Source organism: Bradyrhizobium sp. 1200_D9_N1_1 (assembly GCF_052075915.1).
Taxonomy (GTDB): Bacteria; Pseudomonadota; Alphaproteobacteria; order Rhizobiales; family Xanthobacteraceae; genus Bradyrhizobium; species Bradyrhizobium diazoefficiens.
On the sequence record NZ_CP197226.1, the window covers coordinates 8294077 to 8317738 of the forward strand.

A 23662-nucleotide genomic window follows, 5' to 3' on the forward strand; every position below is an offset into this window, starting at 1 on the left:
GAGAACACACCATCGCGAGGCACGTGCGCGAGAATGACATAGGTCGAAGTCGCCCATAGGAGTTCTTGTTCCATATCTCCACAAGCCCATCGGTGGAATGGCCACTTCGAAATAAGGATGTGGATCGAGGGTGGCGGAACCGCGACAATGAAGATTGGCCTCCAGCACATCCTTCGCAGCGACTACTTTTCTCGCCAAGTGTTTTGCGCACCCGCGACTTCCCTGTGAGAGCGGAAGAAATCTGTCGACCCGCCAAGAAGAAAGGAAAGACCCTCTCGGAAATCACCCGCAGATGGTGAAAATTCCTTTTGGTTGCGTCATCAACGCCAGAAGGCTTCCTTCGCTTGCTGTAGGTCTTGCGGGCGTGTTCGGCTTCGGCCGATTCGCGGGCCGGCTGTCGCGTCGGACCGATCGGGTTTACTTCTACAGCGCACTTTTGATGCATCGATTTTTTCCAGTGTTAAATCCACCGAGGTGAGCATAAGGCGGCATGCAACAGATTGTATTTCTGAGCCGATTGATCGGTAAAGAGCTCCTATAGAGTTTTGTACCGATGTGCTTGAGACCGAGGCGTCCGTCTCGGCAGTCCTCCCCCGCAGGCTGCTCTGTCCTGTCCGGTCCATTAACCGCTGGCCTATATGGTCACCTTGCCGAGCTTTTTGATACCGACCCGGATCGGGTCCGCCGGAATGCTCACGTTCATAGCGTCGCTCCGGCTCAGCCGGGCCCAGGTTGCGCAATCGGTTTAATCCCAGCCGGCGCCGGATAGGGCTGAAGGTCGCCGGCGACACTACCGGCCTCGATTGAGATCTGTTTGACCTGTGGCGCTGTCGTCCCAACGTTCCGGCTTCTGCGCATGGGAAGGCAGGATTTGGCTTGGATAAAAGAGGTCTTGTGGAGCGATCACGGTCCATCCACTCCTTCCTCGCCGAACGCTTAAACTTGGCGACCGTCCTCGCCGAAAACGGCGAGTTGCAGCGCACTGCAGCCTTCGTTAGGCCAGCCTCGATCAAGATTGGCGCCATGGCCTTTCGGCGTCAATGGCGCATTCTTGGGGGCGTTCATCCGATCCTTAAGGGGTAGGCTAAAGCTTCGGCAGGTTGCTTCCTCGTTCAGGACCGGATGGACAACCTACTGAAAGCTCACACCTCATGGTCTCACAGACATCCTACCCGAACTGGTTGCCCCCCCCATGCGGCCCCTCTAGAGGCGCGCGTATGCGCGCAGCGATCTGTCGCGCTTTTCGGCCGCAGGTTGGGTTCCACGCAATCGAGTATGGCCAGCATCGCCAGAACTTCGTCGACGTTAAATGTGGCCGCCCTGCGATCTGATAGTCCCAGAGACCGATGGGGGGCGCGGACCCGATTGGCTGCAAGCACCGCAAGCGCTTGCGGCCGCAAGGACGTAATATGCCGCTCGAATATATGCATTCGTTGGCCTGTAGCTGCCCTGTGGGCATGATGTCGCGAGCGCTGGTGGCCAACCCGGTCGCAAAGACTGGGGCTGGCCACCTTTGCTCCCAAGAGGCTCCAATTCTAAAGGGCTACAAAGTTGTATCTTCGAGAAGTACCAAGGGGCACCTACCAAAATCGGTGGCTCCCCTCCTCGTCGGCGACTCTCTAAGCTAGTTTTTGCCTTGAATTGGAGACACCAGCACGACCAGACACATGCACGTTGCATGAACAAGAAAACATGCCAATCGCACATGAGCGACGCAAGTATGTGGGCAGAGTCAATCGAGGCGGAGCACGATAGAAAGCCGCTGGAAAGTTATCCGAGACCCTCGTAGACCGCGATGAGGAGTACCTCGTTGAAAAATGGGCGACGCTGCCGGCGTCGCTCGTCGGCACGCCTGGCGGAGAGAATGGCACGAAGATAAGGGTGGAGGGGATTCAGCCACGCAGTCTTCTTCCCTTCCAAAGTATTGCTGATGATTGATCGGAAGCAGTGCGGGCGCGACCCGGTGCCGTTTGGTTGCGCTGGAGCAGGCGCTGTCCCTACCCGCCCGCCAGTTGAACTTAGCAGAACTTGGCTCGGCGCTTATCTCCCCGCGGACACACAGGGGCAGCGCTCTGTCCCTGCAGCTAACCTGCTCCAAACTCAGCTTCAAGCGGCGGCAAGAAGCTGATCGGGAGCTTATCGCCAGCGGACCGAGTGAAACCGCCAAAAAACGAGAACTAACTCGTGAGTTGGAAGCAGTGCGAACGCGGTTCGGCGCCTGACGGCCTGGGGCATCATGAGGCACTAACCCTGCCGCATCCGCACTGCAATGAGCTTAACGGAAGCGTAACTCAGCACATGGTGGTCCTTCAGCTCATGCGCTGTCCCTGCCACGCTCCCGTTAAACCCAACGATTCTTTATCGAGCCTGGCTTACCGAAAGCTGACAGACCTGCGCAGCAATTTACAACGAAAGGCGGCCTATGTGGCCGCTGGCAGTTGAGAGCAATTACGACGTTTACGCCTCAGACAATAGCCATTCGGCGCGCTTGCGATCAGCGGCAACCGCTCCGCGCTAAACGCCCGTGGCGTTCAGTTGGTCAAGCTCCACGTTGGTTTGTCGTATTGAAGACGATTGTGCCCGTTTCTCAAAATGCGTTACCAAGCTCCATCAGGCCCATCAGCGAGGCGCAAAGCGAACGGAAAGCAGCGGATGCGGCTCGGCGCCCATATCCATCCGGGGAGGGTGGACAAATGCGCTATCTCTGCCGCATCCGCTTCGCCGGCGAGCCAGGAGCGACATGACTCGGCACCTCCCATGGAGGAAGGAAGGCGCTGTCCCTATCAAGCGCCGCTGGCACAGTAGTCAGCCTCGGGGAGCACAAGGCTAGCCACCCGGCTTTCCCGTGAGGCCCGTCGCCTCAGGGTACAGCGGGACTTTAGCGACAAGGCGGCCTCGGGAGACCTACCAGCATTGGTGGTCATACACACTTAATCGAGAAACTGTTGGTCAAACTTGAAGACCAAGCGAGTTCAGTGCCTAGTGCTCCAGAACGATCAGGCGGCGCCAGGGGCGCCGCTTTCTCCCCATATTTCTGTTTCAGCTGCCGCAAGGAAAAAAGACCGAGCGCACCCTACAGCGTTGGCCAGCCGCAGCATTTCGTCACAACGCGGATGGCGAGCAGGGATGTCCTGCCGTCATGAAGCCGCCCGAGTTAAGAACGGCAACAAGACTTTGGGCAGCTCGCCGATCAAGCGGAGGGCGTTAGCCGCAAGGCTGACTCTTGGATCATCGCTGAACGGTGCGATTGTTTCCAGCGTCGTGAAACGGGCGTGCTGGACGGCGCATTCCTCGTTCTGTTCGAGCATGATCCGCAGTTGAGGTGCACGATGGCGTCTTCATTGGGAAAGATGGCGTCCCCCCTCGGTCCGACGAAGTGCATCTCTACCCCTTCGCGGGTCTCGAACTTCTTGCAGCGGCGGGTCCTTCCGGGCCCCCCTACGCGGGTGACCCGCGACCACTCGACTTTGCTAGATATAAAATTTCAAAAGGCACTTTCTGTTCTCGGATCGGCGTGGAACCCAGGGGTGGGCCTGCTCAGGAAAAAAATCCGGTCGGCTATTTTTGAGCCTGAAATTGATGTCTTCGTCCGTTCGTCATCGGGCGGCGCCAAGTGCGACCGAAACACGCTCGAAAGCATCTATACCAATTGAGACCGTATGGCTCCCAATCGGAGCCTCTATCCATGATCGTTATCGGCCTCAAGGGCCTTATCGGGGCGGCAAGACCACCGTGACCCGCATCGAAAGCCACGGGTTTGTACGCGGCCGGTTCGCTGGCGCGCTGAAGCGACATGCTGCGCGCCTACCCACATTACCGGCGCTGCGACGAAGCCACCATCGAACGCATGATCGACGGCGACCTGAAGGAACAGCCGTTGCCCTAGCTCAGCGGCAAGTCGCCCCGGCCGGCTGCCCGCTGACGGCCCAAGAGCTGCGAAGCTACGCAAATACGCCAACGCACGTCGTCGAGATAGCGCTGGCAAAAAAGCTGACTGAGGCGCCGTGGGCAACGCAGTCGACGAGGATGTCGGCGAGACGCTCCAATCGCTTATCGACTTCGTCGGCGCCGATGCGCCGTACCAGACCTTGTTGCGGGTGGCCAGTCTAAGATCCGAGCTGTTACAGCGGCGTTGGCGATTAAGCTACGCGTTTCGTCTTTCATCTGATCCAACGAATATGACCGTTTTTGTGCCATGAATGATAGAGCCGCGACGAAGAGGGCCCGACTACCGCCAGTCGCCTGAAGCTCATTTTTCAACACTGGCCATACGATGATGCGACCGGGACCATGACGTCATCTAGCGAAGCTCTATCCGTTCTCTACGAGCCGCCGAGTCTGCCGCCGCGACTTCAGGAAGCCGCGGTCGGTTGCCATGAACTTGAAGAGCATGGGCGAGATAAGCTTCGCTGGGTCAACCATCTGTCCACTTTGGGCGGATAGTAAATCCGCATAAGCAAGCAGATCGCGATGTACGCTTGCGGGTAGCTCCGCAGTGATCTTTACCGGTTTGTCATCTGGAACGGCAGCAATTTTCAACTTCGACACAACATCTACCTCGCGTAAGGCTGAAGGATCAGATCGCGATTCACGATCACGCGGATCGGGAAGCCAGGACGTACCGTCAGCGTGGGCTGGATATTGAGACCGCGCCGAACTACCTGCTGTCCAGTTTGGTTTAGAGAGTCCGAGGCGCCGTGACGCAACGCCTGGATAATTGCGCTGTCGTTGCTGTTAGTGTCCGAGCCGGCACCCAGTTCCGTTCCGACGGCGAGAAACGTCGATAGTGCCGCAGCCTTGAAGAGTTCGCCCCAGTGATTGTCCACCTGGTCTTCTAGGCCAGCATAGCCAGCGGTGTCAGCGCCAGGCTGCCGCTCGAGAACTATAGAACGTCCATTCGGCATGATTAGCCGGGTCCAGACGAGCAGAACGCGAGACTGGCCAAGGTTTCGCGAAGCGTCATTTCGCTCATACCCAAGAAGCCCGCGGCTTCCCACATCGGTGCCGCTCGCTGCATCAGCCAAGTTGCGGCGGTATAGCCGGTAGGTGAGACGTGGACAGTCCGACCGCGGGCGAATTGGCTAGGGGTGGGCCTCAAGCAGTTCTTTGCGGCCGATCTGAGCGCCGTCGATCCCGGCATGGCTGACGCTGATTGGTGAGGTTATGCGCTTTTGAGATGGCTCGGGTACTACGACGGCGGATGCGGCCCGCAAGATCGTCGGGCATGCCAGCAAGGAAAAACCTGCCAGCAGGTGTCTACGGGTCAGCATGCGCAGGTGTCTTGCTGAGATTAGCTAGTTTCTGCGCGAGCAGGATGCTTTGGCGCTGCAGGGCCTCCTCGATCACGTCAAGCTTCGCGCGCATCAGGCGCAGCGCAGTGGCCGATGCCGGCCGGTGCGCCACATCGAGTAGCATCAGCCGAGTGGACATCGCCTGATATTGCGCGGCGAAGTCGGTCACCTCGGAGCGGTAGGTTCGCAAAGCGTTCGTCAGCGCAACGATCGCTTGATCGGTCGATTTCTGCTCATGTTTGATGGCCCCCTAAATCACGGTCGGTGGATGCCTGCTCATGTTTGACGGCCTCTAGATCACGGCCGGTAGATGCTTGCTGATGTTTGATGACCTCTAAAGCGCGGCCGATCGAAGCCTGCTGAAGTTTCATGGCCGTGAGTTCGTCACGCGCCTTGTTCTGTAGACCACGCCGGCGGCCGCCAGGATGGCCAGTGCGGCAAGCAGCCATCGACGAGTGGGGTGGGTCATTCTGGGGTGCGGCGTTCAGAACTACTGACGGCTCGGGACAATCCTATAGCCGACACAATCGCCGCGAGTAAGCCCCGCAGGGGTCTCCCGCCGGCGCAGACAGATCTCCCGACTTTCCGGTCCCGATTTTTTAGCGACCTAGAATCGCCGCGCAATGATTTCACGCATTTCCCACATAACGTGAAGGAAAACTTCATGAAACGCATCATATGCGCGTTTTTTGCCGCGCTGATGCTCCTTGTCGCCGATTTGGCACATGCCGCAGCAAGTATCCGGGCGGCATTCCAATTATGGTTGATGATACTGATCCCGGTAGATGGCAGTCGCGATGATAATCAGCGCAGGAGGGCCTTCGTGCGCTGTCTTTCTGCGCCGCTTCTTCCGCGTTAAACGGGACCGTCATCTTTCTTGGATATTCGCGCTGGCCAATCTCGTGCAGCTCGCGGCCAACAGCCCAACTAAAGAGATTTGCACATGAGATTTCACGGCGCTCATAGGTCTCCTGGCGTCTACCACGCTTGCCGTTGCATTTTTGTGGACTTCGCGGTGACAACATGCAGACGCGCTTCGTCATATTCGATCGTGGCTGTATGCACCTCCGAGGCGATAGGCTAACCGATTGATTTCTGAGGTATGTGATAATCACACGATCGAGGCCGATTACGGGATCGATCATTCGCAGCGTTGTTTGGCAAGCGGGTTGGGACACTTGATGCGAACGATTCTTATAGCTCTAAGTATTTGGTTGTTGATCAACGTCCTCTTTGTACTAGTCATGATTCCTCCGCGCAAACCGCGGAAATCTAGCCGTCAGAACGGCACCGCCGGTAGGCTTTCACCCGCATTAATTAAGGAGAACGCCGAACCATCAAGCGAAGAGGATGATAGCTCTTCTCTTCGCCACGTTGTCATCGCGATCGGGCTGGGCGTCTTCTTTTCGCTGACGCCGCCTTTGCTTCAGGCTTACGATGCTATCAACGAGTTCGTTAACCGTCGCCGATCAAGACGAAACGCTTCGGCGACCCATCACAGCCTTGATCAGCACGCTGACGAAGTCTCCGATGTTGAGACCGGCCAGGACAAGAACCGTCGGTAGCCACCATTCGGGATGAATGTTCAATCCCATTAAGTCGTAGTCGGTCAGTGTTTCGCCGCCCGTGTCGCATTGGTGCTTTCCGGCGAATTGATCCACTTTTAGCAGTGGGCTCGGCGCGCGGCCGCCAGGAACCATGTCGGGGTAACGGTGCCGGGGGGCTCGACGGAGTCCGACTCCGCCGCGATCCAGCGCTACCTGGCGCATATGCGCCGCATTCCGTTGCCTAATGCGAGATAAGAGCAGCGAACATGACCTCAAGTTGAACCACACTACATGATCTTTAAGCGACTAATTTTGGGGCTTCAATATGAAGAGACTTCTGGGGCTTTTGCTGCTCGCCCAATCCTTCTTGCTTTCCGCCGAGGCCATGGCGCAGGGGCTTCCCGCTCCCTCATACTGGAAAAATGAACGAGGTTCGGAACTGCTTATTTGGTCCGCCAATAGCGGGACGATACAAGGGACTTTCACAAACCATGCTCAAGGGTTTGCGTGCCAGGGCATCCCGTATCCTGCAGCGGGATCCGTTAGTCCAACCGGCTTGTATTTTGTTGTTACCTTTGCCCAGTGCAATTCCTTTACCCGCTGGGTTGGAACAATTAAGGGGTCTCAGATGCCAACGTCTTGGACGCTGTTCTACGTTGATAACAAAGGCAAGCCTAGCAGGTTGAAGGGTGGGGATATATTCACGCGCGTATGGTAGTTTTCAATCTTCCTGCAAACGCAGCGACCTAAGATTTGAAGATCGCTCTCGCGACGTCTGCACTCCGAAGCGGCGTGTGACGCTGAGCCCGGCGCGCGCGGGCCCAGCGTCGCGCCGACGCGGCGGATTTCGGCCTATTCTCCGCCCTCGTAGAAGAGCTCGAGCGGCAGGTTGACCAGCACCGATCCAGTCCCGAGCAGTTGCATTCGGCGGTTCGGGTGGTAGACACTTCGCTAATACTTCGGTTCGAAGCGCGCTACTCTGCGCGTCATCCCTGAGCTCTAGGTTCATTCTCGAGGAGATCCTCAGCACGTGCCTTGGCGTCGTTTTCTCGGGATTATTTTATGTCACCTATTCAAGCGATTAAAGACTGGTACGTGTCCCTGGACAACGAACTTCAATCAGACATCGCGTACATGTTCGTATCTCTGACTCTCGGTGATCGCCAGCTTGCTCCCGCTGCCGCTGTCCGAAGACTGTTGCAATGGTTTGACGTGCGTAGTGAAGGCACGGAACACGAGGATGCTCTAGCAGCCGTTACGTTTCGGGCCTCATTCGAATACATCTTTGCTGAGCGCTTCACGGGCGCCGGGTGGATCTTTCCGGAGCAAACTTTCAAGGACGTGATCCGCGAGGCTGCTGAAGGTAAAGAGGCAAGCAAGATTGCAACGAGCGCATTCCGGTTACTGCGGAGCCTTCCGGACCGGAGAACGAAATGGAAAGAGGCAGGTGAGAACTGGAATGCCCTAGTCAACTCGACAATCAACGATGATGCGTTGAGGCAGTGGACACAAGATCAGTTCCTGGCGAGCGACTACGGGCCGGCGCAAGACTGAAAAAGCTCCTCACCTCCCGCAATCCTCGCGACGGTGCACTTGCCAGGCGATTCTGGCGCCATCGATGTTAGAACCTCTATCCTCAAACTTGCTTTGTTTGAGTAGGAGTCAAGCGCAAATGCTGTTCGGCTCTTCGCTCCGCGCAGCAATACCGTGTTCGGCAAGTCGTCTCGATATGAACTGGAGAGGTGAAGCCTATGCGACGTTGTTACCCCATCAGCTCTTTTGCTGGAATCGCGGACTGAGACGAGGCATAGGCGCCTGAAATGAGCTTGTAACAACAACATGCCCTTTTCTCGAGGCACTTGGGTTCATCAATCTCCAAGACACCGCGCATCTTGCGGATCAGCCCTCGTTCTTCGAATCGGCTTAGAGTCTGCGTTACCCCAGCGCGACGAAGTCCCAAGACAGACGAAAGGTAGTCATGGGTAACTGGCAGCACACAAACGTCAGCAGCATCACTCGCCAAACAAAGCCAGCTCGCGAGCCTCTGTTCACGATCGTGCCGAACCCCGCACAATCCTGTCTGAACGCACTGAAATGTCAGCGCTTGAACGTACTCAAAGAGATGCTCTCGGATCTCAGGACGCTCTTCTACTAGCCGGCGCAATTCCTCAACACGGATCCTGTGCGCGCTTCCGGGAAAGAGCACCACAGATTGATGCGTCGAAAGATGTCCTCCGCACAAGAACGAAGCACCGACAACACCCCGAGATCCTATGACGGCCGTTTCAAGCACGCTCCCCGCCGCGACAACCCTTAGCGAGACGAGGCCCGACTCCACGAAGTAGACGTGCTTTGCATGCCTTTTCGGCTCTTGCAGAACCATACGCTCTTTCAGGACGATCGGCTCAAGGCACTCCCCCAATGCCGCGAGGCCGTCCGGAGAAATTCTGGACAGGATAGCATTTCTGACAGGGGGCCGCGTATTAGGACGCAGGCTATCGAGCCGACGAAGCGTCGGCTGTGTGCCGGTAACTCCTGCGAGAGCGGGGTCACCCGAGCTGTCCCGCGGTTCAAGGACGGCTGGCACCCGATTGGTCATAGTGCAGTCCGTCTCACAGCGTGGATATCTGCTGGAAACGTAGCCAAATACCCATACGGATTCCTGCAATGTGCAGCGCGTTGAGCACAAATCCGGCCTTAAGACGGCGTCTTTGACGAATTTCAACGCCTGACGGGGACCGACCGGGGTGTGGAGCAACTCGCCTTGGACTCGTCGGCGCCGGAACGCCGTCAGACCAGCGCGCCACGCTGTTACCGCCTGGCCGGGGATTGCGAAGTCCGTTGCGTGAGACGAACACAGCACCACTAAGGCAACCGCGCCTCGCCAGAGAACATTTCAGATGTCAGGCGAGAGTTTAGTCATGCTCCCTCTATGCCGAAATTCATTGTGACCCACACGAGTTTTGCACTGATGATCTCAAGACAATTAATCAACCTTTTCAACCGCTGATGCCATGAGGGAGCACCGTTTGTCTCGCCGCAGGGACACCTGGCGACGACTGGCAGTCCCCTCGCACCGCCAAAGCGCAAACATGCTGCGTGGACACAGCCGGCCGCCTGCCTCGCGTCAGTTTTCCTCTAATAATGATTGGAACCGAGGCGCAAAATAAAGATCAATCTGTCATAAGTGTCGCTAGTCCCGGGCTCCGGCGGTCCGCGGTAAGGTCGCATTTTTATAGAATTTAGCTTCAGTGAGGTCGGAATGAGAGAAAGGCTAATACCTTCACGCACAGGCAAGTTCGGTTTTCAGATGATAGCCGCAATAGTGGGAGGGCTCCTCGCTGGAGCCGCTCTAGGCGCCTCCCCCTATGTAATTTCGCAAAAGGACCGAGAATTCAGACCCCAAGAAATCGTAATAAAGCGCGGCGAGACCCTACGGTTTATCAACGATGACGGTGAGCTCATGCACCACACCTATTTGAGCTCAGACACCTTCGAGTTCGATTCTGGCGATCAACAGCCAGGCAGCCAATTCGACGTCGTCTTTTCTGTGGCTGGTGATTACACTGTGTTGTGCGGCATTCATCCCAAGATGAAGCTTGGCGTGCACGTCAAAAAGTAGGGCCCTACAGAATTGAGGTGTTGAAGATCGCTGCATGACCGACATAGTAGGCGAACAGCGTAACCGTCAACGCCGCACATAGTCCGGCCGGAGCGAGCCAGGGAGCGCGATAGTCGGCTTCCCTCGGCTGATTATCGGAAAGTATCGCGACCAGTACGACGATGATCACCGAGTGCCCGATCACATCAAGCTTGCCAAATTCGAAGCACGCGCTGATGAACATTCCAAGCAGTATGGCAGCCGCAACGCGCCGGACCAAGGGCGTCCAAGCTAGGGCAAACGCGAGCGTGAATTCGATCATGCCAGCGGCGCGCATATAGAACTCACTATCGAGCCCGAGCGTCATGCCGGGGTGCTCGATCAGAAGTGGGAAGCTCCATTCCGGGTAGGCCCACTTTTCCACCGAAGCCCACATCAACGTGACGGCGGTTGCGTAGCGCACGACATCGAGTGGCGGAACGCCGAACAGATCTTTTTGCAAGCCAGCGAGGGCGAGGTAGGCCGCAAGGCCCAAAAAGATCGGATAATCGGCCAGATGAAACGTGCCGTAATCTCGAACGGCGAGCCCGAACAGAACGACAATTCCCGCCGCGGAGAAGGGCATCGTGCGGCGCGACAGCAGGCCTGCTGCGATGGCGAGTTGCAAAGGCCCAACCATTGACGAAGTCGTTTTCAATTCCGGGGTCAGCAAGATACCGCCCACCGCCCAAAGCGAGATGAAGAAAAATCCGCAGACAGCCCGGATGATTTCCTCAGTGTGTAGTCGCAATCCGTCCGTGAAGCGGTTGAGGGAGCGGGCCGCCAGCTCAGCCAAAGACGTCCGTTCAACCATGCAGCCGGAAAAAAACCAGAGCAGGGCAAGAGCCAACAGCAGTTCAAAATCCTGGCACAGTACGTTTTCGAGGCATCGGGGCTGGCCGGCAGCGTCATAGGCACAGAACCATTTGACATGGGCACTGGCACCTTGTGTTCCCAAGAACCAGAAAGAAAGTGCCACGATGGACCTTGCAAAAAGGGAGCTTCTCCGGAATGCCGCAAAGGCATCCCGCGTCGGAGACCTGAACATAAAAAACCACCCCTTTTGGAAAAGCGCCCGCCTCTGACGATTTGTTCAACTTAGCACAAATCTTAAGGATGTGACGGCGCTCGCATCCGAAGGTTGTTTGCTGGGTTAATGGGGACACGCCGGCAAGGATTTGTGCGGCGAGACTATCGCGCACGTCCCTTCAATTTTACAGATTTTGACGACGGGCCTTCAATGCAAGTGTCGTACTGAATGTCAGACAAAAAACGGATGTCCGGAGTAGTCCATGTTTGGTGCGTTTCGTACGAAGAGGGTGCCAGTCGGCTCTGCGCTGGCCCGCACCGCGATGCGGCTCACAGCATGCAGTGAAACCCTGGAGACGTGGGCGGGCGGTTTCCTCATCCTCGTGTTGGGCTTGCTGGGAGCGGCATTGCCGCACTTCCCCTGAGAGCCTCCCCGACCGCGCGATCGGGGTACCGGTCATCGCGCCAACCTGGGAAAAGTCGTATCCGTCGAGGATGCGGTGAGCGTCTGAAGAAAAGCGATCAGATCCGCCTTTTCGCTTTCCGTCAGAGATAGAGGCTTTATTGAAGGCGAGCGGCTCGGACGGTCAATCCCACCCTTGTCATAGAGTTCGATGACCTCTTCGAGGGTTGCGACCGATCCATCATGCATGTAGGGAGCACGCCGCGCGACATCGCGCAGTGTCGGCGTTTTGAATGCGTACCGCAGCTTTTGCGACGTCGGAAAAAGCCGACCGCGTCCAACGTCGTCGTTCCTTGCGACGCCAATATCGTGAAACGATCCGTCAGTGAACGATGGTCCACTGTGGCAGTTTGAGCAATGGGCTTTGCCGTTGAAAATCTCAAAGCCGCGTTTTGCCGCGGCGCTGACGGATGTCACGTCTCCCATGATCCACCGGTCGAATGGCGCTTCGCCAGCCACGATGGTTCGTTCAAAAGTCGCCAACGCGGCTTCGATCCTGGGTCGCGTGATCGCACCGTCCCCGAATGCGGCTGCGAATGCATCAGCATAGGCCGGGATAGCGGAGAGACGCGCGATCAATTCTGATTCCGTCAAATTCATGTTGGGCCGGCCTGTGATCGGCCCGAACGTGACGGCTTCGAGAGTCTTGAATTTGCCGTCCCACCCCAACGGTTCGGTGAACGCCACGTCGATCAGGGTCGGCGCACGCAATGGCAGGCCGCTGGGATCCTCGCCGACCGCACGCGCGAGGCCATCACCCCAGGAAAGCGACGGATTGTGGCACGTTGCGCAGGAACGGGTGCGGGACTTCGAGAGCAGCGCATCGAAGAAGAGTCTTTCCCCGAGAGCAGCTTTCGGCACCGTGTAGGGATTACGATCGGGAAAAGGGATCGCCGCCGGCCGACGATAGCTGGCGCGCGCCGTGGCATCCGCTGATGTCTCCGCCGCTGCCGAGGCAAAAGGTTGGCCCAGCGGAAAAAGGGCCGCGAGCAAAGCTAAGCTGACCCAGATCCTCATCGGCTCCTCGACGATATAGTGCTCCTATATGGCAACCCCGGAAAAAAAGCCTTAATAGCAAGTATCGGATGCTGGCGATTAATCGAAATCTCCTTCAGAGAACCCTTGCGCCTCCATGACTGGGGCGCGCCAACAATTGATGAAGTGGGCCCGTGTGACATTATAATGGAAGCCCTCGATGAGTTTCATTTCAGAGCGCTCAACAAAACCGTAGGCAGGAGCTGCGGCGCGCTGATAGCGCCGTTGATTATGATCGCGCCCGACGATCGGAACCTTTGTGGCTCGGTTGCTAACATGTCGACGCACCATGTGGATCCTGAACGCATTGAAACCCAACGGCGAGAGCGAACTCAGGACCGAACAACACTCAGGAAAGTCCTGGTTCGTCTTAGCCGGTCATCGCACCGCTTAAATGACGTCTCGCGAGGCCGCCTCTCAGATTCAGGATCGTTGATGCGATCTCGGTAGCAGGGACCGGGCGGCTGAATAGGAATCCCTGCGCCTCGTTGCACCCTTCCGCCCTTATTTGATCCAACTGTTCAATCGTCTCGACCCCCTCCGCCGTTATTGTTATGCCAAGGCTTCTTCCAAGGCTGGTAATGGCTCTTACGATTAATTTAGATCCATTTGTCGCTGTTGCATCACGGACGAATGACTGATCGATCTTGAGCTTGTCAAAGGGGAAGCTGCGCAGATAGCTCAGCGAGGAGTATCCAGTACCAAAATCATCTAAGGCGATGCTCAGCCCCTGCGCCTTCAGCTTGTGCAGTGTTGCAACCGTCTCGGCGCTGTTTCCAAGGAGAACAGACTCCGTGATTTCCAATTCGAGCCGGTGCGGGGCCAGCGTTGAAGCATCAAGCGCGTTGGCGATAACCTCTGCAAATCTTGGATCCCGAATCTGAGTCGCCGAGACATTGACGGCAATCTTGAGCTCGCTCGGCCAACCGGCCGCCTGCTCGCAGGCGCGGTTGAGAACCCACTCACCCAGTGGAGTGATGAGACCGATGTCTTCTGCAATGGGAATGAATTGGTCGGGTGGCACCAGGCCACGCTTCGGATGAGGCCAGCGCAATAATGCTTCGAAGCCGCTGATCCGGTCCATCCGCAGGTCATAAATGGGTTGATAGAACAGAGTGAACTCGTCCTTGTCCATGGCCTCGCGAAGATCGAGTTCGAGCGCGCGGCGGCTCTGCAAACTTGCCGCTTTCGACGCAATGGCGACAGGCCCGATAATCCGCCGTGCCAGCAACCACGAAAAAAGCCCGGACAGAAGGAGCGCAACGGTCAGCGCCACCACATTCAGTTGCAGATCCCGTTTGATCGCGGCAAGGGCTCGCTGACGGAATAGAAAACCATCCCCGGCCGTATAGTTCACCAGCAATTCAATCTGCTGATTTACGACGTTTGAGAGCTGGTCAACGTCATCGATTTCCCGAGCGCTCGCTTCATTATTCCCGGTGCCATCAGCTTGAAAGCGACGGCGATGAATCGCGACCCAGGCGTTTGCAGCTTCTTTAACTTTTGCGGCTGCCTTCGCAGCTCGCGCTGATTGCGACCTTTCAGCCGCAATAGTGACATCTTCCGAAAGCGTCTTCGCCAGCTTGTCGATTTCATCATCTAGTCGAGGACGGGCCGACGGCTGCCTTGTGACGTGTGAAGATGCCACGCGCATCGCGGCAAAATCGGCACCAGCCGCACGTGCGTAGTTGATCGACATCAAGGACTCATCGAAAGTCCGCGCAACCAGGTCGCCTGCGTGCCGGATACCAAGGACGGAATACCCTCCGAGGCTCACTGCGATCGCGCTCATCGCAAGACAAAAGCACAAGATCGCAATTCGGATCGACCCTCGAGCCGAGACAAAGCGGGAGAAACAGGCCGTCACGGACTGAAATGCCTCAAGGACCACTTTCGATTGATTGGCAAATCTGCCGACGACCAAAAGACTCATCCAGGTGTCTTTCGCTAAAACAAGAATTTCCGAGCAGCAGCATCGAGACGATCCGTTCACCCCCTCGCCGCACCAATTCTCAAGTTCCGCCGAATTCAGAGAACTAGCTCGCCTCTGACTAGAGCTGTTCTTGCACATGCGGTGGAGAAAAGAGGTCGCCAAGGGAGGCGGCTTTTGATTATTTCAGAGAGCTGCTGATCGAAGCGAATTTCGTATTGAGTTTAGTGCCTAGCCCATTCACGACCGCGATGATTGCAAGCGAAATACCCGCCGCTATCAGCCCATATTCTATGGCAGTAGCCCCGGACTCATCGCGTAAAAAGTGTACTAGCGTTTTCACGGTGCGTGCCCTTCTAAGATCTAACGCTCGGGATTTACCGGCAATTTGTTAAAGCCGGCAGAATCTCATTCGAGAATCCGTTTGGTGTGGCGCCAAAACTTTGTACGGAACGTACAAATACGCGCACACTTTGCAAAGTCGCGGTGAACCTCTCGTCGTCCAGTTACTAGTCTCAGGCGGGTGCAGGTGGCGATCTCGGCGTTGGCGATCGACATCTCGCCCGAGGAGTATCGCGCCGAACACGGCCGCGCGGTCGGATGCCCGGTCGAGGATAGGCCCCCTGCTGGCCTTCTAAGGATTTCCCGCAGAGTATCGGGATCATCGTGTGCTCTCACAATATCTCCTGGAGAACGGTTCGGGATAGTTCGGCAGTGGCCATAAACCTGCACGCTAGGGAGTTTGGGCTCCGCCTACCTGCATGACCCGTCACCCCCGCATGGTTGACGGAACACTCGATCAACCGTCCTCGTTGAACTGCTGCCGTGGAAGCTGGGGAAATCTTGTCAGAGCTGCGCGACGTGCAGGGACCGGACGCTTCCTCGCCGGCGAGTAGCACTCGGGCGAGAAACAGCGTCCCGGCGGTTCGTCTTCACCAGATCGCTAGGCTTCCTTAGGATCAGAGACGCCGCCACCGTGCATTCATGGCCGGACGACCGGATCAGGCGATAATTGCAATAGGCAGCCGAACAGGCCCGTAGCAGATTGCAGGTGGTCAAACCGGCCGGCGATCCGCTTTATGATGGCACATGTTGGTCGCCGAAGCGTCGACTTCATCGAGGAAGTGAACTTCTCTTATCGCCAGCTTCCGCAATCGCGACAACGTTTCTCAGCTTGGCTACATCGATCCGACAAGTGCTTCCCCAATCTGCCACTCCGTCTTTACAGATCGAGACCAGCTTTGATGGAGTGATCAGTACCGTCGCGAGAAGGGCTAAGCGATCGACCATTTTTGTGGTTTCGGCCTGCTGCGCAGTTGCGTCTCTGTTATCGGCAGGAAGGCGCCCGTCTGAACGGTTGCCGATGTTGCCTGACAGTCGACCGTTTGCCCCGCTGCCACTCGCGCCAACTGCCGAATGTCAAACAAGCCTCCAGATCAGCAAACTATGCCGACCCACTGATCAAGCTAGCTGCAAGCGCAAGAATCCGAGGCCAATGTAATGAATACTTAAGCGCTGGGCTGGGTTGAATGGCGCCTCCGGGTTTCAATCGAGCGCAGCTCGGCGAGCGCGCTCACAGTGTTAGAATAATTAGGTACTGCTCGCTCGAAAGCTCGAGAATAATCGTCAAGCGGAGCTTCGCCACTATTCAGGAACAAACAATCTCGATGCACACCCCACACACCTCTCGTTAATGACGGTCGCGTTTGCGATCGCAACTGACGCCCAATAAGTTTCTAGATTTGATCAATACGTTTTCAAGGTTCTGCTGCGCCGGGCTTGGAAGTGCCCGCCCCCTCCGAGATGGAAGCACCAAAGCGATAGAGGCCTTGATAGCATCCCGCATGCGAATTCGGCGCAGTACAGCGTTAAAGTAGAGTTCCGGTGTCGAGGCATTTTGCAATAGGTCTCATTCAATATCCGGAAAAGGGGCATGGGCGCGATTCCGAGCTTCTAATGGGGGAGAATGCGATGCGACCGCTGCGTAAAGCACGAGAGTCATAGCCGAGCGGACGATATTTTGTACATAACGTTCAAATCTGTGGCCGAAGCAACACGCTCGGGCGAGTAACGGGATCGTTCGTACGTCCCGTGCTGTGTTTGTCGCCGCCGCCCTGATTTGACTATTAATGGTTGGCGAGCACAGGGAAACTCTTCGTTCGTACTCACTTGCTCGGAAAAGGTTCGATATGAATCATGACGACAACGGAAATCGCCATGAAGTATCTGTGATGACGGACGAACAGCTCGAACTGGAGCACTGCAAGCAACAGATTGCTCGTCTCAAACAGCTGGTTATTCGCCTTTCTGAAATTGCGTTGCGCAACGTCGTAAGAGCCGCCGAGGACCGAAAATCGGAACGCGCGTGAGTCTCTGTCGGCCCACCGAACGACCAGCCCCGGAGGGAAACGAACGTTGCGCCGTAGCGCGCTGTTCTTTGCAGCGCGGCTCCCGCCGGGGGCAGGGAGCAGCCTCGCCCCTATCTCCATAGGGGCGAGGCTCCTATTTTATAGCCGGAACTTTGAGGGTTCAGACCGGCATCGAGCTTGGCGTATCGCGCGTCGCCCGACGCGTGGATATTCCTTCGCATCGACAGCGATCACGCGCGACGTGCCGAGCACATTCTTGCGAGAGCAGTGGCTCGCATTTGCGACGGCAACGCCAGCAAGCAATGCCGTCGCCGCGCCGGCGAGTTGTGAGGCCCATTGGTGCAGGCCTAGTCTACCACCGCAACGGAGAAAAGCGGCGCGCCTATTTTGTACCAAGGGAAGCTGTCTCGCTCCTCTCAATGGGGCGCGAAGTGGATTTCGATCCTGACCGCAACCGGATGGGCGGGCCGGCATTGGGCGAAATGTCGTTTACTCAAGAGTACTTTCGCCGGCTGGCTCGGGAGTGTGAGCTGCCCGCGCGCTTTTTCGCGCTGCTTGACGGCGACGCCTCAGAGTACGCCCCCGAGGAAGCCGAGCAGGAGTGTTGCCGGAAACACTCTGCGTCCGCAACGGCTCCCACCTCTCCAGATCGGCGTGGATAACCAGGTCACGTGGCCCAAGGAGGAAGCGCTTATCACTGCTCCTCATGCCCAAGACCAAGGATCACTTGCAGTCCGTCCACATCGCCCTGACGGCCAACTCTCTCGACGAACGCGGCGCCTTGACGGTCGTCTCTCCTTCTCAGCTGCACCGGCTCGATGCCGGAGGCAAACTCGATCACCGGCTGGTAGCGCTTGGCGGAAGTGCTGAAATATATCACGCCCGAACGCCGCCGCTGAAACAACTGCACGTCGCTCGAGCCCTGCGGCGTCGAGATTTTGACTTTGTGCTCGCGGTTGATGAAGCCGAACACGCGCAAGGTTTCCGAATCCACTCCTGGCGCTGCTGCACAAACCAGCTCTAGCCAAGCGCGGCCCCTTGGTCATTGCGTAGCTCGATTACGTCGGGGTCAGCTTGTGGCGGTCGCCGTTCCAGATCGTTATCGCTTCCTCGGGCGTGCCGACCGCCTTGGTCGAGACCTCCATGCCGTAGGGTTCGCTCGCAACGAAGGCGCCTGCTCGCATCCTCCTGGATCAGGACCGGGTAGCACTTGGCAATCAAGCACCTCCGGATCGGACGCCTCCGATTTCGTGTTGCTCTCACTGGTATTCGGATCAACTGCCATTCTGTAGTCTGCCTCAAGCAGCTCCACTAGCCGCTCGACGCGAGCGATCCGGAATGGCTGGGACGGCTTTGTCATCAGGGCAGGTCCCTGGGATCGAATGCGAAGAATCCAATGATGAAGATGACGAGCGTGCGAGGAGTGGCGTTCATGCGCCGGGCTGTCGGTCCTCCGCCGAATGCCAGTCCGCGCCGTGGAGGCGGATCATCTCGCGACGGGACCGCTCGATGAAGACGCGCTCAACGCAAAAGCCGGCGGTGACTGAAGCCGCCAGCGCAAGGCCGCAGGCGATATAATCATTCATGAAATTCCAAAACATGTTGCTGCCGGCGACGCCGACAAAAGTAAGTGCCATGACGGTGTTACGAATTGCCTTAACCACGTTGTTCCCCCAGCCGGTCGGCGAGGCACTTTAGCATTGCAACCATGACGCTTAGCAGCGTTTGATGGTTGTGATCCGCCGTCTTTCTGCTCAATCAGCTTGGGTCCGGCCGTGTTGTCGCGCCCCGTGGAATCCGATCGATAACGTATCTCGCTCTGTGCCATGAAACGTGGTGACGTCTTGGCAGACAGCCTTCGCCAGCCGATAGGACGCAGCATCCGCTTTGCAGCGGTTTCGGCCAGCGCAGCCGAGCAGAACAAATAGCACTGCATCTCTGGACCATAGAACGAGGCGTTCTCGGCGTCGGCAGCAATTCGTGCGGGCTCAATCCGTTCCAAAGCCCACGCACGGAAGCGCTTCGCATTTTGCCAATCATTCGCAGAATTTCGGCATCATGAGGCCCTACATCAGAGAACTTCTGCTTAATTGCCCAATACTATCATTATTCCCGTGGGGCAACGAAGCGAACGAATGGCCCGTTTCTACTTTAATCTGGCAGGCAAGCAGAATGTCGACGACCCCGGCGGGTTAGCATTCGAAGACGAGCTGCAAGCCTTCCGTGCGGCAGAACGCTTAGCAAAAGATCTGGCGAGTGCTCAACCTCTGCTGCGGGGTACAACCTGCGTGGTCGTTACACGCAGGGACCGAGGTGAGGCCTATTACGTAAGCGTGTGACAGCGCTTCCAAATCAGACGTCTCGGCCACTACTGACGTATCATCTGCCGGGGCAGCCGCCCCGAGTTGTGGGACCACCGAGCCGATTGAGGGAGGGCTCGTTTTCCCTAGTTAGACTTGCCTGCAACGCCACCGTCAGGCACGATTTCGAAGAACCCCGATTGCACCATGTCCATCAAGACCTATATCGGCGCGGTCGAAGCGGCGCACGATGATGGCTGATTGGGCCGCGTTCTGCGATGGCAAGCGCGCTGCGGACGGCGTGGTCGTGCCGATGTCTCGCGCGATTGCGTGACGAATAACTTTCTGACTTTCGAATCGTGGAGAGCCTGTTTCCCACCAAGTAGAACTAGATGCCGTAATGGGCCCTGCTTCGAGCAAGGGGTCATGATGGTGGCTGTCCCCCGATAGATGATGAAACGGGGTCACGACTTGAGTCGGCCCCAAGCATCTAGAGACGGAGGACAGCCGTGGAGAACTATGCCGGAATCGACGTGTCATTGGAACTGTCGAGCGTGTGCGTTGTGGATGCCCAGGGTAAGATCCTGAAGGAAGCGAAGGTCGCGAGCGAACCCGACGCCTTAGTCGAGTTTTTCGAGAGGCTTGGCTTTGCAGCAAAGCGAATTGGGCTGGAAGCGGGGCCGCTGTCGCAATGGCTGCATGCAGGCTTGAAAGGAGCGGGGCTCGAGGCAGTCCTGCTCGAGACGCGACATGTTAAGGCCGCATTGTCTGCAATGACGGTGAAGACTGATCGCAAGGATGCCCGCGGGATCGCCCAGTTGATCCGGATGGGATGGTTCCAGCCGGTACACGCGAAGTCGGTCGGCGCCCAGGAGATCCGGGCACTCCTGATCGCACGCAAACAGCTTCTCGGGCGACTTATCGATGTGGAATTAAGTATCCGAGGGATTTTGCGCGGCTTCGGGCTGAAGGTTGGCCCGGTGACGCGGAGGAGTTTCGAAGCGCGGATCCGAGAGTTGGTTGCGGGGCAAGCGACATTGGAGCGTATTGCCAGTGCGATGCTTTCGGCACGATCGGCCTTGAAGGCAGAGTACGGAAGGCTGCACAAGGCTGTACTGGCAATTGTGCGTGACGATGCAGTCTGTCGCCGGCTGATGACAGTACCGGGCGTTGGCCCCCTGGTGGCTGTTACCTACAAATCGGCGATTGATGCCCCTCATCGCATCGTAAAATCGAAGGCGGCAGGCGCGCTGTTCGGGCTTACGCCAAAGAAATATCAATCGGGAGAAAAGGACGTCACAGGCGGGATCACGTTGGCCGGCGACGAGACGGTGCGCACGGTGTTGTATGAAGCCGCCAATGTTCTGCTGTCGCGCATCACGCGGTTCTCAAAACTCAAGCGCTGGGGGATGGACGTCGCCAAGCGGCGAGGCTCAAAGCGCGCAAAGGTCGCCCTGGCACGCAAGCTCGCAGTGATCCTGCATCGGATCTGGATCGACGGCACAACTTACCGATGGACTGACGCCGGCCCGATCGCAGCATAGAAAACGTCTAGGAGATCAAGAACGCAACCGAGCTGAACTGAAGCTCGGTGCCCGAAGTCCCGTCGCCGGGACGGTGGATCCGGTGAAGCCGTTACACGGCCAGTGGTCGTCATCTGACGAACCCCGCGCATCTAGATAGGCTCACCGCTCCCTCTGACAGCATGATGTGGCGGCCAGGCGTTGACCACGGACAGAAGCATGAGCTCGGCGACGAGACGTTCACTCGGGAGGCTTGACATCATCGGGCCCATTACAGAAGGCCGTGAACCCATCTGTGGACGCCCCGCGAGATGCAAGCGGTTTTTGAAACAGACCACGAAAAGCACCAGAGAGTTGCAGCTACTGGGTCCACCATTGTGCCTCCGAAATCCCGCGCGCGCCGCCCTATCGCCTGAAGGGATTTCGTTGGGACCCGGCGCAACTGGAAAAACTGCAAGGACCGCCAGATGAGGGTGAGCGCCACCCGGGTTTATTAACCCTCCGCCGATCATGCAGAAAGACGGCAAAAGGTGGCCCATCGGCGCCGATTATGGAACCGGTTGTGGTGTTAAATGCCCCGAAACGATGGCAGAAACGAAGGAGATGCTCCGGCTCCGCATACTCGGCTCACACACCGACGACTGACGCAGGATCGCCCGCGATGACAAAGCAGAGCGAGCATAGATCAGCATGGCGTATCTGCAGAAGCAGCTCGCTAGGCAGCGAAAAGCCCTCGGCGAACTCGGTGAGCGCGTGTCGCGTGCCGAACGTGAGATCACGAAAGATCGCGCCGACAGACTCGAGCCGGCATTGCTTGGACTAGTGTCGACTGAAAACCCCGACACTGACGAAGAGAAGATCATGCCCGTACAAATGAACGCCGAGCTTTTCTGCAAGCTGCAGGAACTATCCCGCCATAACGCGGTCGCCCGCGCGCTTGTCTTCTTGTGGGAAACCGGCACCCTGACCTACGAGGACTGGGCGACGAAGGCGATCTCTCTTCTCATTGATCAGAACGAAACGCTCTCGGCGATCGCCGTGGATGCGGAGAAGCGCGCCTGCCGCCTGCCCAAAACTCCGCCCGTAGCCTCACCCACACGTTGAGAGAGATCGTCCCGTGTCCGACACCCCCAAGACCGGAACACCGCACCCCGGGCCCGCGCTGCGGCTTGTCAGCGGCGCGAAACAGGAGCCGCTGCGCTGCCCCGCCGCTGGCCGCGATGCCGAAAGCGAGAAGACGCTTTGCTTCTACTTCAACCGGCGCATGACCGATGACGAGATGCGGCACCAGAGCTGGCCCCGGTTATCTGAACAGCAATTCCGCGTCGATAAGTGGAGTTTCTGCCAGAGTTAGGCTGCCGCGCGGAACGGCAGCGGGCTGAAGTAAGCTTGATCGGGGGTGCCGCCGTCAAGGCTCGAGTGGGGACGCCGGCCATTGTAAAAGGCGAGGTATCGGCCGATCGAGGCGCGGGCGTCGGACACGGTGTCGTAGGCGCGCAGATAGACCTCTTCGTATTTGATGCTGCGCCACAGACGCTCGACGAACACGTTGTCGCGCCAGGCGCCCCGACCGTCCATGCTGATGGCGATGCCATGACTGGCGAGCATGCCGGTGAACGCGGCGCCCGTGAACTGCGAGCCTTGGTCGGTATTGAAGATGTCCGGCTTGCCATGGCGAGCGAGAGCGTCCTCCAGCGTCTCGACGCAGAATGCGGCTTCCATAGTGATCGAGACGCGCCACGACAGCACCCGGCGGCTGAACCAGTCCAGCACCACCGCGAGATAGACGAAGCCGCGCGCCATCGGGATGTAGGTGATGTCCATCGCCCAGACCTGGTTCGGGCCTGTGATCTCCATCCCGCGCAGCAGATACGGATAGATCTTGTGCCCGGGTTCGGGCTTGGTGGTACGCGGCCGGCGATAGAGCGCCTCTATCCCCATCCGCCGCATCAGCGTTTTGACATGCCGGCGGCCGATCTTGCACCCCTCGGCAGCCAGCAGGTCTCGCAACATTCGCGAACCGGCGAAAGGAAACTCCAGGTGCAGCCGGTCAAGCCGCTGCATGATCGCGAGGTCGGCGGGCGACACCGGACGTGGTAGATAATAGATACTGCCACGGCTGATCTTCAAAACTTCCGCCTGTTTGGTGATCGGCAGGTCGTGCTCACGGTCGATCATCGCTTTGCGCTCAGCAGGCCGGCTTTGCTGAGCGCGCCTTCTAAAAAATCGTTCTCAAGCGTCAGCTCCCCGATCTTGGCGTGCAGCGTTTTCACGTCTACCGCGGACTCGCTCGCTCTGTTGCCACCGCCAGGACCAAACACCTCGGCCGCCGCCTCCTGAAGCTGGGACTTCCACTGCGTGATCTGGTTCGGGTGCACGTCGAAATGCTCAGCCAGCTGGGCCAGCGTCATCTCGCCCTTGATCGCCGCTAACGCCACCTTGGCCTTGAATGCCGGTGCGTGTTGCCGGCGGGCTCGTCTGCTCATCGTCTCTCCTGATTCGCGGGACAATCTTGCCCGCCGTCAGGCAGAAACT

Annotated in this window: 22 protein-coding genes and 2 pseudogenes; 11 read left to right on the forward strand and 13 right to left on the reverse strand. The window is 57.7% G+C overall.

The genetic code is table 11. The features are described from left to right. Positions 1–4004: 4004 nt before the first annotated feature. Entirely contained in the window at positions 4005–4199 is a 195-nt protein-coding gene (locus AB5K84_RS39180; RefSeq protein WP_162131539.1) for a hypothetical protein, read from the forward strand. A gap of 112 nt (positions 4200–4311) precedes the next feature. Here the strand turns inward: AB5K84_RS39180 and AB5K84_RS39185 are convergent, their stop codons facing one another. The 4 genes and pseudogenes from AB5K84_RS39185 to AB5K84_RS39200 all read right to left on the reverse strand — a co-directional run bounded on the left by AB5K84_RS39185 (position 4312) and on the right by AB5K84_RS39200 (position 5662). Continuing rightward, positions 4312–4548 (reverse strand): DUF2274 domain-containing protein, encoded by a 237-nt coding sequence (locus AB5K84_RS39185; RefSeq protein ID WP_011084436.1) that lies wholly within the window; start codon positions 4546–4548, stop codon positions 4312–4314. A 5-nt stretch (positions 4549–4553) separates the two neighbouring features. Further along, positions 4554–5069, reverse strand: a pseudogene (locus tag AB5K84_RS39190) (TrbI/VirB10 family protein); the annotation flags it as partial. A gap of 187 nt (positions 5070–5256) precedes the next feature. Further along, the gene (locus AB5K84_RS39195) at positions 5257–5481 is read right to left on the reverse strand and encodes a hypothetical protein (RefSeq protein WP_014498116.1); all 225 of its coding nucleotides are present in this window, start codon (positions 5479–5481) and stop codon (positions 5257–5259) included. Positions 5482–5524: 43 nt separating this feature from the next. Next, the gene (locus tag AB5K84_RS39200; RefSeq protein WP_155256745.1) at positions 5525–5662 is read right to left on the reverse strand and encodes a hypothetical protein; all 138 of its coding nucleotides are present in this window, start codon (positions 5660–5662) and stop codon (positions 5525–5527) included. Positions 5663–5955: 293 nt separating this feature from the next. Here AB5K84_RS39200 and AB5K84_RS39205 point away from each other — a divergent pair, with 293 nt between their 5' ends. The 4 genes from AB5K84_RS39205 to AB5K84_RS39220 all read left to right on the forward strand — a co-directional run bounded on the left by AB5K84_RS39205 (position 5956) and on the right by AB5K84_RS39220 (position 8392). Beyond that, positions 5956–6150, forward strand: coding sequence for a hypothetical protein (locus tag AB5K84_RS39205; RefSeq protein ID WP_014498117.1), 195 nt, complete (start codon positions 5956–5958; stop codon positions 6148–6150). 229 nt (positions 6151–6379) lie between these two features. After that, positions 6380–6856 (forward strand): hypothetical protein, encoded by a 477-nt coding sequence (locus AB5K84_RS39210; protein ID WP_225895088.1) that lies wholly within the window; start codon positions 6380–6382, stop codon positions 6854–6856. 367 nt (positions 6857–7223) lie between these two features. Then, a complete protein-coding gene (locus AB5K84_RS39215) occupies positions 7224–7556 on the forward strand; it encodes an avidin/streptavidin family protein (RefSeq protein ID WP_225895092.1) in 333 nt (110 codons plus the stop codon). Positions 7557–7900: 344 nt separating this feature from the next. Next, the gene (locus tag AB5K84_RS39220; RefSeq protein WP_011084373.1) at positions 7901–8392 is read left to right on the forward strand and encodes a hypothetical protein; all 492 of its coding nucleotides are present in this window, start codon (positions 7901–7903) and stop codon (positions 8390–8392) included. Positions 8393–8600: 208 nt separating this feature from the next. On the opposite strand, the gene AB5K84_RS39225 is transcribed toward AB5K84_RS39220, so the two are convergent. Beyond that, positions 8601–9437 (reverse strand): Crp/Fnr family transcriptional regulator, encoded by an 837-nt coding sequence (locus AB5K84_RS39225; protein WP_038950798.1) that lies wholly within the window; start codon positions 9435–9437, stop codon positions 8601–8603. Positions 9438–10100: 663 nt separating this feature from the next. On the opposite strand from AB5K84_RS39225, the gene AB5K84_RS39230 reads away from it, so the two are divergent. Next, the gene (locus tag AB5K84_RS39230) at positions 10101–10460 is read left to right on the forward strand and encodes a methylamine utilization protein (protein ID WP_011084371.1); all 360 of its coding nucleotides are present in this window, start codon (positions 10101–10103) and stop codon (positions 10458–10460) included. Positions 10461–10464: 4 nt separating this feature from the next. Here the strand turns inward: AB5K84_RS39230 and AB5K84_RS39235 are convergent, their stop codons facing one another. The 4 genes and pseudogenes from AB5K84_RS39235 to AB5K84_RS39250 form a co-directional block, all read right to left on the reverse strand. Beyond that, positions 10465–11457 (reverse strand): hypothetical protein, encoded by a 993-nt coding sequence (locus AB5K84_RS39235; RefSeq protein ID WP_038950797.1) that lies wholly within the window; start codon positions 11455–11457, stop codon positions 10465–10467. Between the two features lie 507 nt (positions 11458–11964). Continuing rightward, positions 11965–12987, reverse strand: a complete 1023-nt coding sequence (locus AB5K84_RS39240; RefSeq protein ID WP_011084368.1) for a cytochrome-c peroxidase — start codon at positions 12985–12987, stop codon at positions 11965–11967. 388 nt (positions 12988–13375) lie between these two features. Next, positions 13376–14188 (reverse strand): annotated as a pseudogene (locus AB5K84_RS39245) (putative bifunctional diguanylate cyclase/phosphodiesterase); the annotation flags it as partial. 928 nt (positions 14189–15116) lie between these two features. After that, complete coding sequence (locus AB5K84_RS39250) at positions 15117–15278, reverse strand: Flp family type IVb pilin (protein WP_011084366.1); 162 nt, start codon at positions 15276–15278, stop codon at positions 15117–15119. A gap of 1846 nt (positions 15279–17124) precedes the next feature. Between AB5K84_RS39250 and AB5K84_RS39255 the strand changes: the two genes are divergently transcribed. Further along, positions 17125–17304: a hypothetical protein gene (locus AB5K84_RS39255; RefSeq protein WP_074077659.1), complete on the forward strand. Its 180-nt coding sequence runs from the start codon at positions 17125–17127 to the stop codon at positions 17302–17304. A 694-nt stretch (positions 17305–17998) separates the two neighbouring features. Here AB5K84_RS39255 and AB5K84_RS39260 read toward each other — a convergent pair. The 3 genes from AB5K84_RS39260 to AB5K84_RS39270 all read right to left on the reverse strand — a co-directional run bounded on the left by AB5K84_RS39260 (position 17999) and on the right by AB5K84_RS39270 (position 18941). Continuing rightward, positions 17999–18298 (reverse strand): hypothetical protein, encoded by a 300-nt coding sequence (locus AB5K84_RS39260; RefSeq protein ID WP_018646718.1) that lies wholly within the window; start codon positions 18296–18298, stop codon positions 17999–18001. Positions 18299–18362: 64 nt separating this feature from the next. Further along, positions 18363–18488, reverse strand: a complete 126-nt coding sequence (locus tag AB5K84_RS39265) for a hypothetical protein (protein WP_018646717.1) — start codon at positions 18486–18488, stop codon at positions 18363–18365. Positions 18489–18734: 246 nt separating this feature from the next. Then, the gene (locus AB5K84_RS39270) at positions 18735–18941 is read right to left on the reverse strand and encodes a hypothetical protein (RefSeq protein WP_202557308.1); all 207 of its coding nucleotides are present in this window, start codon (positions 18939–18941) and stop codon (positions 18735–18737) included. Between the two features lie 498 nt (positions 18942–19439). Here AB5K84_RS39270 and AB5K84_RS39275 point away from each other — a divergent pair, with 498 nt between their 5' ends. From AB5K84_RS39275 to AB5K84_RS39290, 4 genes are all read left to right on the forward strand, one after another. Beyond that, on the forward strand, positions 19440–19643 hold the full coding sequence (locus tag AB5K84_RS39275) for a DUF6894 family protein (protein ID WP_131233107.1): 204 nt from the start codon (positions 19440–19442) through the stop codon (positions 19641–19643). Between the two features lie 470 nt (positions 19644–20113). Beyond that, positions 20114–21148 (forward strand): IS110 family transposase, encoded by a 1035-nt coding sequence (locus tag AB5K84_RS39280; RefSeq protein WP_011084361.1) that lies wholly within the window; start codon positions 20114–20116, stop codon positions 21146–21148. 669 nt (positions 21149–21817) lie between these two features. Further along, positions 21818–22231, forward strand: coding sequence for a hypothetical protein (locus AB5K84_RS39285; protein ID WP_011084360.1), 414 nt, complete (start codon positions 21818–21820; stop codon positions 22229–22231). A gap of 13 nt (positions 22232–22244) precedes the next feature. Continuing rightward, on the forward strand, positions 22245–22481 hold the full coding sequence (locus tag AB5K84_RS39290) for a hypothetical protein (RefSeq protein ID WP_018646715.1): 237 nt from the start codon (positions 22245–22247) through the stop codon (positions 22479–22481). Here AB5K84_RS39290 and AB5K84_RS39295 read toward each other — a convergent pair. Then, a protein-coding gene (locus tag AB5K84_RS39295; RefSeq protein WP_085973330.1) for an IS3-like element ISBj3 family transposase occupies positions 22478–23613 on the reverse strand; the annotation gives its coding sequence in 2 pieces (ribosomal slippage) (positions 22478–23355 and positions 23355–23613; 1137 coding nt in all). The genes AB5K84_RS39290 and AB5K84_RS39295 overlap by 4 nt on opposite strands. Positions 23614–23662 lie beyond the last annotated feature (49 nt).

What these genes read in the sequence shown, in the direction of transcription:
- AB5K84_RS39200 (WP_155256745.1), bottom strand. Translation starts at nt 5,662, where the DNA reads ATGAAACTTCAGCAGGCTTCGATCGGCCGCGCTTTAGAGGTCATCAAA.
- AB5K84_RS39205 (WP_014498117.1), top strand. Translation starts at nt 5,956, where the DNA reads ATGAAACGCATCATATGCGCGTTTTTTGCCGCGCTGATGCTCCTTGTC.
- AB5K84_RS39215 (WP_225895092.1), top strand. Translation starts at nt 7,224, where the DNA reads ATGGCGCAGGGGCTTCCCGCTCCCTCATACTGGAAAAATGAACGAGGT.
- AB5K84_RS39220 (WP_011084373.1), top strand. Translation starts at nt 7,901, where the DNA reads ATGTCACCTATTCAAGCGATTAAAGACTGGTACGTGTCCCTGGACAAC.
- AB5K84_RS39225 (WP_038950798.1), bottom strand. Translation starts at nt 9,437, where the DNA reads ATGACCAATCGGGTGCCAGCCGTCCTTGAACCGCGGGACAGCTCGGGT.
- AB5K84_RS39230 (WP_011084371.1), top strand. Translation starts at nt 10,101, where the DNA reads ATGAGAGAAAGGCTAATACCTTCACGCACAGGCAAGTTCGGTTTTCAG.
- AB5K84_RS39240 (WP_011084368.1), bottom strand. Translation starts at nt 12,987, where the DNA reads ATGAGGATCTGGGTCAGCTTAGCTTTGCTCGCGGCCCTTTTTCCGCTG.
- AB5K84_RS39255 (WP_074077659.1), top strand. Translation starts at nt 17,125, where the DNA reads ATGAATCATGACGACAACGGAAATCGCCATGAAGTATCTGTGATGACG.
- AB5K84_RS39265 (WP_018646717.1), bottom strand. Translation starts at nt 18,488, where the DNA reads ATGCGAGCAGGCGCCTTCGTTGCGAGCGAACCCTACGGCATGGAGGTC.
- AB5K84_RS39270 (WP_202557308.1), bottom strand. Translation starts at nt 18,941, where the DNA reads ATGGCACTTACTTTTGTCGGCGTCGCCGGCAGCAACATGTTTTGGAAT.
- AB5K84_RS39275 (WP_131233107.1), top strand. Translation starts at nt 19,440, where the DNA reads ATGGCCCGTTTCTACTTTAATCTGGCAGGCAAGCAGAATGTCGACGAC.
- AB5K84_RS39285 (WP_011084360.1), top strand. Translation starts at nt 21,818, where the DNA reads ATGGCGTATCTGCAGAAGCAGCTCGCTAGGCAGCGAAAAGCCCTCGGC.